Here is a 12,724-nt window from a genome sequence, read left to right as displayed (position 1 = left end):
GTTATCAGTTATCAGTTATCACTGAAAAAGTCTCCTAACACCCTAGTCATTCGGGGACTGAGGAGAGATTTTCAAAGAGGAAATGGCCTCTTCTTCTATGGGGGTTTCTGATGTATTTCTTTCGCCACCGAGAGAGGGAGTTTTACTATTGCCAGAATCGCCGCCTTTGGGGGGTTTCGAGGAGAGGAATCGGGCCTCGAACTGTTTGATCAGCACATACAAAACCGGGACAAGAAATAAACTCAACACCGTGGAAATCAGATAACCGCCTAGGATTGCAGTTCCCAGGGACCAACGACTCATCGCTCCGGCGCCGGAAGCGATAACCAAGGGCAAGAAACCGACTAAACCGGAAATAGCCGTCATCAGAATTGGTCTTAAGCGTTCCGTCGAGGCCCGGGCTGCCGCATCGGGAATACTTAAACCCAAAGTACGGGACTGGTTAGCGAATTCCACGATCAAGATGGCATTTTTAGCCGCTAAACCGATCAACATGACCAAAGCCACCTGAGCATAGATATTATTATTCACCGCCGGGAACAGACTACCCACTTGTAGGAAATTCGCCCGCAACAGTAAGGCCCCCATGGCACCTAGGATCGCTAGGGGAACGGTAATCATGATGATAATCGGGTCGATATAGCTTTCGTACTGGGCTGCGAGTACGAGGAAAACCACGATAAAGGCTAATCCGAAGATAACTGGGGCAGCCCCGGCGGAAGTTTTTTCTTGGAAAGCTGTACCCGTCCAAGCGTAACCGAAACCGGGCTGCAGGACTTTCCGGCAAACATCTTCCATCACTGCGATCGCCTGTCCCGTACTAAAACCGGGGGCGGGACTACCCTGAACGTTAATTGAGGGATAGAGGTTAAAGTTAGTGATAATCGGTGGATAGGTGAAGCGTTTGACGCTAACTAAACCCGATAGGGGAATATTGGCCCCGGTACGGGAACGGACGTAAAGACGGTTAATATCTTCGGGATTAGAGCGATAATCCGCTTCTGCTTGGGCAAAGACTCGATACAAGCGATCGCCTAAGACGAATTGGTTGACGAAGTTGGAACCGAGATAGGTTTGCAGGGTACCGAAAACGGACTGCATATCGACGTTTTGGGCCTGTAGCTGGTTGCGATTGATGGAAAGTTCCAGCATCGGCGTGTCGGTGGTAAATTGGGTGAAAATTCCCGATAATTCCGGTCTTTTTCGGGCTTCGGCCATGACATTATTAGCGTTGGCAATCAAAGCGTCCATGGGGAAAGAAGCGCGGTTTTGGATAAATAACTCGAAACCGCCGGTAGAACTTAATCCATCCACGGGGGGCGCATTAACGGCGAAAGCGCGAGCATCTCGGACTTTAGTGGCTAATTCTCGGTTAATTTTCCTAAGAATGCCGAAAACTGACTTATCTTCCCCGGTCCGTTCCGACCATTCTTTTAACTTGACAAAAAATAGCCCTTGGTTGCTGCCACTTCCGGCAAAACTAAAGCCCGCCATACCGACAAAGTGTTCGATTTCTTCGATACCGTCGAGAATTTCTTCGTTAATCTCACGGATCACCCGGTCGGTGTAGCGCAGGGAAACCCCGGGGGGTGCTTGCACCAAAACGAAGGCATAACCTTGGTCTTCTTCGGGGATAAAACCCTGGGGAGTGGTGTTGTAACTCCAAGCTGTGAGAAAGAGGGCGGCGATAAAGAAGGGTAAAACCAGAAAGCGAACTCGGATCAGAAATTCGATCGAGCGTCGATAACCTTCTTTAACTGCGTTGAAACCCCGATTAAAGCCCTCGAAAAACAGTCCCAAGGGTCCGCGGGTGCCTTGGGGCGGTTTCATGATAATCGCCGACATGGTGGGGGAAAAACTGAGGGCGTTAAAGGTGGAGATCAGAATTGAAGCGGAGATGATGACGGCAAATTGTCGATAAACGATCCCCACCGTACCGGGGAAGAAGGTGACGGGAATAAAAACCGCAAATAGTACAAGAGAACTAGCAATTACCGCCGAGGTTAACTCACCCATGGCATCGAGGGCAGCTTGAAATGGCCGCATTCCCTGTCGTAATTTTTCCGATACCGCTTCTACAACCACGATCCCGTCGTCCACCACTAACCCGGTGGCTAGAATGACGGCAAACAAGGAGAGGTTATTGAGAGAATAGCCTAAAGCTAGGGCGACGGCCATGGTTCCGATCAAAGATACGGGAATAGCGATCGCTGGAATGATCGTGGTGCGCCAATCCTGAAGAAAGATAAAAATGACGAGAATAACCAGTAAAATCGCCTCCACCAGAGTGCCAAGGGCTTCTTCGAGGGAGGCGGCGACAAAGGCGGTATTATCGAGGGTAATGGCGATATTTAACCCCGGGGGGAAACTCGGTTCTAGTTCTGCCATTTTTTCTTTCACCAGTTTGGCGGTATTCCAAGCGTTGGAACCGGGCAACTGATAGACGATATAGACTACGGCGGGGGATTTGTCGAAATAGGCGGCGGTACTGTAGTTTTCGGCTCCGATTTCTGCCCGTCCTACGTCTTTAATTCGGATTAAATCGCCATTTTCCCCGACTTTGACGACAATATTTTCCGCTTCCTCCCCGGTGGCCACCCTACCAACGGCGCGAATGGCGATCTGGAATTGCTGATCTTCGGGACTGGGATCACCGCCAATTGTCCCCGCACCCACCTGAATATTCTGTTCTCTGATCGCCTGTACTACTTGTTCCGCCGATACACCCCTAGCGGCTAAAGCATCGGGATTAAGCCAAAAACGTAGGGCGTATTCCCTCTCCCCGATGATGGTTGTACTACCAACTCCCTCGATCCGGCGAATCTCGGCATCGATAACCCGATCGACAAAGTTACTTAAAAAGACTGTATCGTAGGGATAATTGCCCTTTTCGTCCGGTTTGGCGGAAATCCCGTAGGCAAGGGTAACGCTGGGGGATTGGGTATTGGTGGTCACCCCCTGCCGGTTCACTTCTTCCGGTAAACTGGCGGCGGCGGTACTGACACGGTTTTGTACCAAGACTTGGGCAATGTTACGATCCATTTCCACCGGGAAAAAGACATTCACCGTACTTTGTCCGGTGTTGGTACTCTGGGACTGCATATAAACAATCTGTTCTGTCCCGTTAATCTGGCGATCGAGTACCGTGGTAACGTTATCCTGTACGGTTTTGGCATCGGTTCCCAAATAGTTGGCATTTACCGCTACCTGAATAAATGCCAACTGGGGCAGTTTTTCTAGGGGTAAAAAGGGAACAGCGATCGCCCCGATCAAAACGATTAAAATCGAGCAAACTGTGGTCAGAACGGGTCTTTTAATGAAAGTATCGGCAATACTGAGGATCATAGGGCGTTACTGGTTCATTTTTTCTAGGATAGTTGCGGCAGTGGGAGATTTACGAGTCAGATAATTAAATATTAATAGTTTAAAGATGGTATCTAGGATAACGGGAACAGTGGCCACAAACAAGCTGATAAATGTAATATTCTCGCGCCAACCAAAGTGCCGGAACAAAGTTTCTAAGATTACCGTCCAACCTTCCGCTGAGTGAAACCCGACAAATATATCGGTAAAGAGGATAAAGATAAAGGCTTTGGTGATATCATTTAAGCTGAGAAAATAACGACTAACATAAGCTCGCGTAATTGCCAATTGTTGACGACCAAAAATTAAGATGGCAATAAAGGCTATTAATCCAGTAATATCGGAGAGTAAGTTTTTCCAACCATCTTGACTTTCATAACCCGCTTCTTTAAATAATTCCTCGACCTGTTCCCGAAAGGTTTCTTCTGATTCATGTCCTACTTTTGCTACTCCTAAAACGTGCTTGATTTCTTCAATTTCTTGAAGTCTAGCAAATTCCCTGAGATATTTTTCGCCAATTTCCTGAGAAATATAAACTTCTGATATTTTCGCTCTATCCACACCAAAATAGTTTAAGACAGGGCTAAAAATAAAGTTTCTACTAATAACCTGCACCGAGAGAGGAACTAAAATAATAATCAGGATAAAACGGATAGCGATGCGCTGCTGTTGTCGCAGGGTACGGAGTTGTTTGATGACAGTTTGTTCGTATTCGGGGGTTAATTCTTGCTGGAAGTTAAAAAATTTATTACTGGTTGCAGGAGAAATTATCTGGTTATCTTTATCCCTGGGTTTATCACTGGTGAGATTGGTATTGGGCAGATTTGGGGTTTGATTATTCGGTAATGGGGGCAGCAATTCCCCTAAATCTAGGCGATATTTACCGATAATATCCTCGATCACCTTTAAAGTCTCTAGGATGTTATTATTTTCTGGGTTAGTTTGCGGGTTAAGAAAATTACCCAGACGCACTTGAGTTAAATCGAGACGTATCTGGAACAATTCTCGCTCTAGGGTACTTTGAAAGTAATCATAAACACTTTTTCCTCCCACGGCAGCTGGGGAAATTTTTTGTCCCCCAAAATGTTGATCTTCGATCGCTTTAATTTTCAGCGCTCTCTGATAAGCTGATTCTAAGGCCACTAAAGAGCGTCTTTCTACCCATTGATTAACTCGATTCCAAGGCACGGCTATAATCCTCGCTTTTTTGTCATCACAAGCACCACGGTAAGCTATCAGCGTTGGCTAGATCTCAACTTTAGAGAAATATCCATGATATTACATTTTAGGCGCCTTGGCTGCATCTTCACCATTGGTGAAATACAACGTTTCTCATCAAAATAAAGTGTAACCTAATTTGTTATCGACTACCGATGACTGACTCCCTAAAACGAAAACCTCCTAGCTCACCATTAGGATAACTGCTCTAATTAAACTTAGCAATAATTTTTAGATATTGAATGTTCCTCTATAAACAAACTGTAAGCATTTCTAAAAACCTCTGGAGTAAATCTATTAGCCTGTTGCCGACAATTTTCTGGATCAATTTTATCACCGTTATCAACAAAATATTTAACCGCTTCCTGCAAGGATTGGGGATTTTGTTCCCCAAAAAGTAATCCTGTTCCCTGGGGAGAATTTTCCCGCAGATCTCGCACGGTTTCTAAAGCACCTCCGGCAGCAAATGCAATCACGGGAGTACCACAAGCTTGCGCTTCCACTAAAGCAATACCAAAATCCTCACAAGCAGCATAAATAAACGCTTTTGCTTTCGACATATATTCTGCTACCATTTGATCGGATACTGCCCCTAAAATCTGAATATTATCCCTCGCTAACTGTCGAATTAAAGCCATCTGGGGACCATCTCCAATAACCACTAGGGGTAATCCCAATTGATTAAACGCTTCCACAATTAAAGGGACTTTTTTATAACTAACCAAACGAGAGACTACTAAATAAAAATCTTCTTTTTTCTCTTGGTAGGGAAAACGCTCAATTTGTACGGGAGGATAAATAACTTTTGCCTCCCGTCGATAACAGCGCCAAATTCGTCTAGCGGTGTGGTGGGAATTAGCCAGAAAATAGTCCACACGATTAGCAGAAATCACATCCCACTGACGCAAACCATGCAAAAGATAACGGGTGAAAATACCGGGTAATCCCTGTCCTAACTTACTATTAGCCAGATAGTCAAAAGTTAAATCCCAAGCATAACGCATCGGAGTGTGACAATAACAAATGTGAACCTGATCCGGTCGTATTAAAACCCCTTTAGCCACACAATGGGAGGAGGATAAAATCACATCATAATCCTCTAAATTTAACTGCTCGATCGCCAAGGGAAGAAAAGGTAAGTATTTTTGTACGCCATTTCTCGCTTTCGGGAAATTTTGCAGAAAAGTTGTCCCGATCGAGCGACCATAGAGATAACTATCGGGATTAGTGGACTCAAAATCGATCAAAGCGTATAAATCCGCCTCTAGACATTGTAAAATCTCCCTAACCACTAATTCCGATCCCCCCGTCGCTTTTGGGGTTAACCACTCGTGAACCAGAGCGTACTTCATAGGATAATCAATAATCTCAGCCGTAATTATAGCAGTAAGGGATTAGCAGTTTAAGAGTTTACTTTCCGGCTTTCTCTTCGCCAAAATTACCGACACATATCCGATCACGGTAAAAAACCCTAGGAAGAAATTGTTAAATTTTTCAAGAAAAATTGCAAAGTTTAGTAAAAATTACTAGCCAGATCAGATGATCGAGTTCATAATGGGGATCAAGGAAAAAATAGGCTTAAACCGATTGGGATCAAGAAAAACTAGCTTTATATACAAAACATAACTAATTAATGAGGTTTGCTATGATCACCCTGCAACAAGTGCGCTGTCCTAATTGTGGAAATTTTGCCGAAAGACAGCATATTTTAGAACACCATCTCGTTAGCACCGCCTGTTCTCACTGTGATTATCTGTTAGTTAGTTGCAGTCTCACGGGAAATGTACTAGAGTGCTATGCACCCGGTATTGGTTTAAGAAATTAACACTGCCCCCTAGCCAGATCGAAAATGTCTTGTCAAAATTAGAGTGAGAAGACAAAATCAAGGAGCTAAGTAGCTATGGGGGGTAATTTCTTCAAGGGAGCGATCGCCCTGGGGGTAATAGCGGGGATTATGGGATTTACCAATCCCCCCCAAGAACTTTACAGCGAATACGCCGCCGAAAAACTTCTCGCTCATGCCGACAAAATCGCCTGCGAGAAAATCAGTCTCTGTGACTCGATCGATTCTTTACCGGTGGCAGCCAGAAATGTGATCAAAAATCAAATCTTAAAACCAGCGATCGAAACCTCTAGTCAACGGCAAAATTTAGGTGTGTTCAGTATTTACACCACAGAAGTACCGGGGGTGGCTAAAATTAGAACTATTGGCGCTTTTGGGCATTTCTTAACTTTCTCGGAGACTTAGGCTTTGATTAGTGCTGGTTTAACGGCTACCAGCTTAATAATGAGTTAAGATAATCATGTTAACCCGCGATTTGAGCGATAGACTCCTTAAGAACACCGATTAATGCTGCCTAACCGTGTTTAATTTTCTGCCCATTCTCCGAAAAGCGATCGCCCGTTGGTGGTCCGAATTCACTCTCCAAACTAAATTAATGGCTGCGGCTACTTTAGCCGTTTCTTTGTTGATGAGTGGTTTAACCTTTTGGGCGGTTAACACGATCCAGCAGGATGTGCGTCTCAATGATACCCGTTTTGGCAGGGATTTAGGGCTGTTATTAGCCGCTAATGTGTCCCCTCTGATTGCTGAGGACAATTTAACCGATTTAGCCCGTTTTTCAGCCCGTTTTTATAGTAGTACCTCCAGTGTGCGTTATTTGATCTACGCTAACGAGGAGGGTGAAATATTTTTCGGTATTCCCTATTCTACCGCCGAAGTTAAAAATTCCCTGACGATCGAGCGTCGCATTCAATTACCGGAAAATTATGGCGAAAATGGGGAAACTCCCCTCATCCGTCAGCATAAAACCCCCGACGGTGAAGTAACCGATGTCTTTGTTCCCTTGAATCATGAGGGCAAATATTTGGGAGTATTGGCGATCGGGATCAATCCTAACGCTATTGTGGTGGCTTCTTCTAATCTAACCCGTGATGTTACTATTGCCGTTTTTGTCTCGATTTGGGCCATGGTGATTCTCGGGGCAGTTTTTAATGCTTTAACTATCACCAAACCAATCAAGGAGTTATTAGTCGGGGTCAAAAATATTGCAGCGGGAAATTTTAAGCAGCGCGTTGATTTACCACTAGGAGGAGAGTTAGGGGAATTAATTCTCAGTTTTAATGAAATGGCGGAAAAGTTAGAACGATACGAGGAACAAAATATCGAAGAAATGACCGCCGAAAAAGCCAAACTAGATACGTTAATGTCCACTATTGCTGATGGAGCAATTCTCTTAGATACTAACTTTCAATTATTATTGATTAATCCCGCAGCTCGGGAAATATTTGGCTGGGAAGATCAGGAAATTATCGGTAAAAATGTTCTACATCTTTTTCCTTCGGAGTTAACGGTTAAACTAACTAAACCTCTCTATCAAATTGCAGCAGGAGAAACCCTCCAACCAGAAGAATCCGCTAATCAAAATCAGAAAAATGCTGTTATTTATCAGGAAAATAATAACTATTCCCCGGCGGAATTTAGATTGTCTTTAACTCACCCGAAACCCTGCACAATTCGCATTTTGTTAACTCAGGTATTCGATCAGTATCGGGAGAATGTCCGGGGAATTGCTGTGACGCTACAGGATATTACCAGAGAAACAGAATTAAATGAGGCAAAAAGTCAATTTATCAGCAATGTTTCCCATGAGTTAAGAACCCCTTTATTTAACATCAAATCTTTTATTGAAACCCTGACAGAATTTGGTGAGGATCTCAGCGATACAGAAAAAAGAGAGTTTTTAGAAACCGCTAATCATGAAACCGATCGCTTAACTCGTTTGGTTAATGATGTTCTCGATCTTTCTCGGTTAGAATCCTCGCGTAACTATAACTTAGATGCGCTCGATATCGGACAATTAATCGAACAAACCCTGAGGACTTATCAACTCAATGCTAGGGATAAAGGACTAGAATTAAGCTCGGACATTGAAGCCAATTTACTGCCAATTTTAGGTCATTATGATCTACTCTTACAGGTATTAACTAATCTAGTCGGTAACTCCCTAAAATTTACTCCTGCTGGCGGTAAAGTGGTGATTCGTGCCTATGAAATCAGCAAAGATAATCCCCAAGAAACTCTCAAAATTCGCGTGGAAGTATCCGATACTGGTATTGGCATCGATGCCGAGGATCAAATTGCTATATTTGATCGCTTCTATCGGGTAGAAAATCGCGTTCATACCCTAGAAGGGACGGGATTAGGATTATCGATCGTCAAAAATATTATCGAAAAACACTATAGTCAAATTCATTTGATTAGTGAAGTGGGAATTGGCACAACTTTCTGGTTCGATCTAGATTCATATCAAGGCTCGATCGCCAGCAAAAAAATTAACGACGTGAGTTTATAAAAGCCAAAGTAATACTGCCCAAAATCATGGTTAATAATAGCAATAATCCCTTATTTCTGAGACACCAATTTTTAAAAACCCTAGGAAGAGGGAGAGGAGGAATTTTTTCGGCTATTATTTGGCTATTTTTGTATAAAGTGCAGCTGGTAGCGTAGGGACGTTGGGGAAAATTACAGCTATCATCGCCATGATACAGACAAGTCTCACACAAAAACTCGCCAGTGACAGCTTGATGTAGGGTCATGCCGGGATGACCATAAGCCTTTAAAATATTAGAACAGTAGGGACATTGTAAGGCTTGACTATCGACCTTGTGCTGACAACGAGGACAGGTAATCATGATCGCTAAATTTTCCCTTTGAGGATTGTTATTGCTAAGGTAGATCCCCCCGCCTATCGGCACCCCCCTTATCAAGGGTAGATCCCCCCGCCTATCGGCACCCCCCTTATCAAGGGTAGATCCCCCCGCCTATCGGCACCCCCCTTATCAAGGGTAGATCCCCCCGCCTATCGGCACCCCCCTTATCAAGGGGGGCAGGGGGGATCGAACCCAAAATCTATCTTCAATTTGATTATAACCAGCTACTTAGCAAAATCCCCGGGCTTTTTCCAGTTATCTCACTAAATAGCTGCGCCATTGGGAGGCAACTTCTTCGAGTAAACGCCAAGTTTTCCCCTCGATCTGTCTTTGTAAATAAAGATCAAAATTGTTGTGTTGTTTGGTATCTTTTTGATGGGGCAATTGTAGAGTTAGATCGTAATCTCCCTGCAAGTGATAAGCGGGCAAATTACCCACATAAATCGGTTCCAGACTGGTGACATTAATTTTAGCAATTTTTACCGACGGCTCATCGATCTGTAAAGATTGACTAAGGCGATCGGATGTGTGACGAAATTGTAATAAAAGGGCTTTGGTGACGATTTCTCCAGGGGGGGCAAATTCTTGGGGGGGAGTGACACTACCACAAGCAGTTAGGAAGACAAGGAAAATACTGGTTAAAAAACTGAGAAAACGGCGCATAGAATGATATTTTGAAAAAGAATGGCAGCGAGTTAAGAAAGATTATGACTCAACCAAATGAGCGAGAGAATTTCAGCCAAGCAGAAACGGTGATCCGACTACAAGAGGCGATCGAGCAGTTAAATTCGATCGTTTCCCAACTTAACACGGGAACGGGGATAGTGTTACCCCCAAAAGTTGCTATTGATAATCTTCTTAACTCAACGCAACAGTTAGCCGCTGCTTTAAAACCAGACGAATTCGCCGGAGTTGAGCAAAGTTTAACCCCAGATTCTCCCATCGAAGCAGCCGAGGGAATCGACGATATTTTACCAGATTTCGAGCAGGTGGAAGGTTGGTGGACGGCAATTTTGAACAAAATTCGCCGACTTTTACCGGCAGGAATTAGCGAAAAAATTCCCGATTGGTTAATCACCGGCTTGTTAACAGGAAGTTTAGTCACTATCCTCTTAGTAGCCGTGATCAGTTTACCGAAAAATCCGGCGGAAATTGCCGAAAATATGCCCGAAGTTATCCCTAGTCTCCCACCGGCAGCCGGGGAAATTATCGAAACCCCCCCAGAATTAACCGCACCAGAGGCACCGATTCCCGTCCCGATTACTAAAGCAAAACCACGATTAACTCCCGAACAAAGTTTAGTCGCAGCTATTCAAGAGGAAATTACCGATTTAACTACTCGTTATCCCACCGGGATTATTTCTACTATAGAAGCGGACTTTTTGGCTAGTCGTCTAGTAGTTATTTTGGGCGATAATTGGTATAGTCTCGAGGCATCACAACAGGATAAATTGGCTAATTCGGTTTTTCAACGTTGCCAAAGTCTCGATTTTCGCCGCTTGGAAATGAAGGATAATGAAGGAATTCTCCTCGCTAGAAGTCCCGTTGTCGGCGATCAAGTGGTGATTGTCAATCGCACTCAACCCACCGCTGCCATCTCCTCCGGTGAGTAGTTTTCAGCGCGGGGGGAGGGAGTTTCAAGGCAGCCTCAACAATTCTTGCCAACCAGTCCGCTTTTTTCCCTCGCTGGTTAGATATCTAAATATACACAAAGATTAGTGATCCCTGACTTAACAGTGCTATAATTGGCTAGGTAAAATTTTGTAACGATTCTTAATCTTGAACCTACCCGATAGTCAATGCTTCCCCCCGCCTGGGTGGGCCGCAGCAATTTTGGTGCGAGAAAAATTGCTCCGATCTAACCCAACTCCCTTAAAACTTTCTAGGGTCCCCCTAACCGCCAAAATTTTGCCCTAACTACCAAGAATTAAGAGATTTCAAACTATACCATGAACTCTGTTATTCGTCAACAGCGAGCGCTGATCACCGGAGCCAGTAGCGGCATCGGCAAAGAAACCGCCCTCGCTTTCGCCAAGGCGGGAATTAATCTGGTTTTAATCGGTCGCGATCAGCAAAAATTGGCAACCGTGGCGGCAATGGCGGCAGATTTAGGCGTATCAGCCCAAGCTTACCCCTTAGATTTGGCAGATATCCCGGAAGTAGCTCCTAATATCGCTAAAATCGCCCAAGAATCCGGACCGATCGATATCCTGATCAATAATGCTGGCATGGGTTACACAAATCCCTTAGCTGACACACCTTTGTCAGACTGGCAGCGGGTGATCGACCTGAATTTAACCAGTGTTTACCAGTGTGTGCAGGGGATTTTACCTGCTATGCGTCAACAGGGAGGAGGCACGATCATTAACGTTTCCTCGATCGCCGCCGATAATTTTTTTCCTGATTGGGGGGCCTATAGTGTCAGCAAAGCTGGATTAGTGGCATTTTCTCGCATTTTAGCGATCGAGGAGCGGGCCAACGCCATTCGTGTCACGATTATCACCCCCGGGGCTGTCAATACTCCCATCTGGGACAGCGATAGCGTCAAAGCAGATTTCGATCGCTCGGCCATGTTAACCCCGGATATCATCGCTCAGGCCATTCTGCAAGCGGTGTTACTGCCCAAACAGGCCGTAGTGGAAACGATGACCATTATGCCCAGTGCGGGGGCATTATAACCCGAAATACTTCTATTTATCAATCAATTCGCCTACAGGCATCCTCATTATGACCATAGCTTCTTCTAACGGTTTAAACGGTAATCTAACCGACGCTATCCAAGCACGCGTGACCACTCGCCCCGATCGCAACACCCACAATGGCAAAACCGCCCAAATTCATCCGACTTGCGACGAAAACAAAGAACAGATGATGGATGCGGTCAGAAATATCCTGATCTCGGTGGGGGAAGACCCCGAAAGAGAAGGTTTATTAAAAACCCCCAAACGGGTGGCCGAAGCGATGCAGTTTCTCACCCAGGGCTATCAACAATCCCTAGAAACCCTCGTTAATGGTGCGATTTTCGATGAAGGTCATAATGAGATGGTATTAGTGCGCGATATTGACTTCTTTAGTCTCTGTGAACATCATATGTTACCCTTCATGGGTCGGGCCCACGTTGCCTATATTCCTAACCAAAAGGTGGTCGGATTAAGTAAATTGGCCCGCATTGTGGAAATGTATTCCCGTCGTTTACAGGTCCAAGAGCGCCTCACCCGTCAGATTGCCGAAGCGATTCAAGAAATTCTCGACCCCCAAGGGGTTGCGGTAGTCATGGAAGCAACCCATATGTGCATGGTGATGCGCGGGGTGCAGAAACCGGGATCTTGGACTGTCACCAGCGCCATGTTAGGAGTCTTCCAAGACGAGCAGAAAACCCGCGAGGAGTATCTTAACCTGATCCGTCATAAACCTAATTTCTTCTAGTCAG

The 12,724-nt window shown here is 44.9% G+C and carries 11 protein-coding genes; 6 read left to right on the top strand and 5 right to left on the bottom strand.

Annotation, left to right across the window (positions count from 1 at the left end):
• Nucleotides 1–42 precede the first annotated feature (42 nt).
• The 3 genes from ACQY1X_RS18010 to ACQY1X_RS18000 form a co-directional block, all read right to left on the bottom strand.
• The gene (locus ACQY1X_RS18010; RefSeq protein ID WP_430014962.1) at nt 43–3,345 is read right to left on the bottom strand and encodes an efflux RND transporter permease subunit; all 3,303 of its coding nucleotides are present in this window, start codon (nt 3,343–3,345) and stop codon (nt 43–45) included.
• A gap of 6 nt (nt 3,346–3,351) precedes the next feature.
• Nucleotides 3,352–4,551 (bottom strand): proton extrusion protein PcxA, encoded by a 1,200-nt coding sequence (locus ACQY1X_RS18005; protein WP_002735644.1) that lies wholly within the window; start codon nt 4,549–4,551, stop codon nt 3,352–3,354.
• Between the two features lie 248 nt (nt 4,552–4,799).
• The gene (locus ACQY1X_RS18000) at nt 4,800–5,933 is read right to left on the bottom strand and encodes a glycosyltransferase (protein ID WP_002737899.1); all 1,134 of its coding nucleotides are present in this window, start codon (nt 5,931–5,933) and stop codon (nt 4,800–4,802) included.
• A gap of 293 nt (nt 5,934–6,226) precedes the next feature.
• Here ACQY1X_RS18000 and ACQY1X_RS17995 point away from each other — a divergent pair, with 293 nt between their 5' ends.
• From ACQY1X_RS17995 to nblS, 3 genes are all read left to right on the top strand, one after another.
• Nucleotides 6,227–6,406, top strand: a complete 180-nt coding sequence (locus ACQY1X_RS17995) for a hypothetical protein (protein ID WP_002738058.1) — start codon at nt 6,227–6,229, stop codon at nt 6,404–6,406.
• Nucleotides 6,407–6,481: 75 nt separating this feature from the next.
• A complete protein-coding gene (locus ACQY1X_RS17990) occupies nt 6,482–6,829 on the top strand; it encodes a DUF4359 domain-containing protein (RefSeq protein WP_002737573.1) in 348 nt (115 codons plus the stop codon).
• A gap of 115 nt (nt 6,830–6,944) precedes the next feature.
• Nucleotides 6,945–8,936, top strand: a complete 1,992-nt coding sequence (gene nblS / locus ACQY1X_RS17985; RefSeq protein WP_002735697.1) for a two-component system sensor histidine kinase NblS — start codon at nt 6,945–6,947, stop codon at nt 8,934–8,936.
• On the opposite strand, the gene ACQY1X_RS17980 is transcribed toward nblS, so the two are convergent.
• A complete protein-coding gene (locus ACQY1X_RS17980; RefSeq protein WP_002735775.1) occupies nt 8,917–9,276 on the bottom strand; it encodes a hypothetical protein in 360 nt (119 codons plus the stop codon). The genes nblS and ACQY1X_RS17980 overlap by 20 nt on opposite strands.
• A 273-nt stretch (nt 9,277–9,549) precedes the next feature.
• Nucleotides 9,550–9,957: a hypothetical protein gene (locus ACQY1X_RS17975; RefSeq protein ID WP_002737932.1), complete on the bottom strand. Its 408-nt coding sequence runs from the start codon at nt 9,955–9,957 to the stop codon at nt 9,550–9,552.
• 44 nt (nt 9,958–10,001) lie between these two features.
• Here ACQY1X_RS17975 and ACQY1X_RS17970 point away from each other — a divergent pair, with 44 nt between their 5' ends.
• From ACQY1X_RS17970 to folE, 3 genes are all read left to right on the top strand, one after another.
• Complete coding sequence (locus ACQY1X_RS17970; protein WP_123230753.1) at nt 10,002–10,907, top strand: hypothetical protein; 906 nt, start codon at nt 10,002–10,004, stop codon at nt 10,905–10,907.
• 336 nt (nt 10,908–11,243) lie between these two features.
• Nucleotides 11,244–11,972 carry an SDR family oxidoreductase gene (locus ACQY1X_RS17965; RefSeq protein WP_287700162.1) on the top strand — a complete coding sequence of 243 codons (729 nt, stop codon included), beginning with the start codon at nt 11,244–11,246 and terminating at the stop codon, nt 11,970–11,972.
• Nucleotides 11,973–12,021: 49 nt separating this feature from the next.
• Nucleotides 12,022–12,720: a GTP cyclohydrolase I FolE gene (folE, locus tag ACQY1X_RS17960; RefSeq protein ID WP_002751379.1), complete on the top strand. Its 699-nt coding sequence runs from the start codon at nt 12,022–12,024 to the stop codon at nt 12,718–12,720.
• The last annotated feature ends 4 nt before the right edge of the window (nt 12,721–12,724 follow it).

The organism is Microcystis protocystis FBCC-A270 (genome assembly GCF_050500235.1).
Taxonomy (GTDB): Bacteria; Cyanobacteriota; Cyanobacteriia; order Cyanobacteriales; family Microcystaceae; genus Microcystis; species Microcystis ichthyoblabe_A.
The sequence above is the reverse complement of the archived record's forward strand: the minus strand, read 5'-3'. Positions and strand labels throughout refer to the sequence as shown.

Excerpts from the sequence above, each read along its gene's own strand:
- ACQY1X_RS17965 (WP_287700162.1), top strand. The coding sequence starts at position 11,244 with ATGAACTCTGTTATTCGTCAACAGCGAGCGCTGATCACCGGAGCCAGT.
- ACQY1X_RS17970 (WP_123230753.1), top strand. The coding sequence starts at position 10,002 with ATGACTCAACCAAATGAGCGAGAGAATTTCAGCCAAGCAGAAACGGTG.
- ACQY1X_RS18010 (WP_430014962.1), bottom strand. The coding sequence starts at position 3,345 with ATGATCCTCAGTATTGCCGATACTTTCATTAAAAGACCCGTTCTGACC.
- ACQY1X_RS17975 (WP_002737932.1), bottom strand. The coding sequence starts at position 9,957 with ATGCGCCGTTTTCTCAGTTTTTTAACCAGTATTTTCCTTGTCTTCCTA.
- folE (WP_002751379.1), top strand. The coding sequence starts at position 12,022 with ATGACCATAGCTTCTTCTAACGGTTTAAACGGTAATCTAACCGACGCT.
- ACQY1X_RS18000 (WP_002737899.1), bottom strand. The coding sequence starts at position 5,933 with ATGAAGTACGCTCTGGTTCACGAGTGGTTAACCCCAAAAGCGACGGGG.
- ACQY1X_RS17995 (WP_002738058.1), top strand. The coding sequence starts at position 6,227 with ATGATCACCCTGCAACAAGTGCGCTGTCCTAATTGTGGAAATTTTGCC.
- ACQY1X_RS17990 (WP_002737573.1), top strand. The coding sequence starts at position 6,482 with ATGGGGGGTAATTTCTTCAAGGGAGCGATCGCCCTGGGGGTAATAGCG.
- ACQY1X_RS17980 (WP_002735775.1), bottom strand. The coding sequence starts at position 9,276 with ATGATTACCTGTCCTCGTTGTCAGCACAAGGTCGATAGTCAAGCCTTA.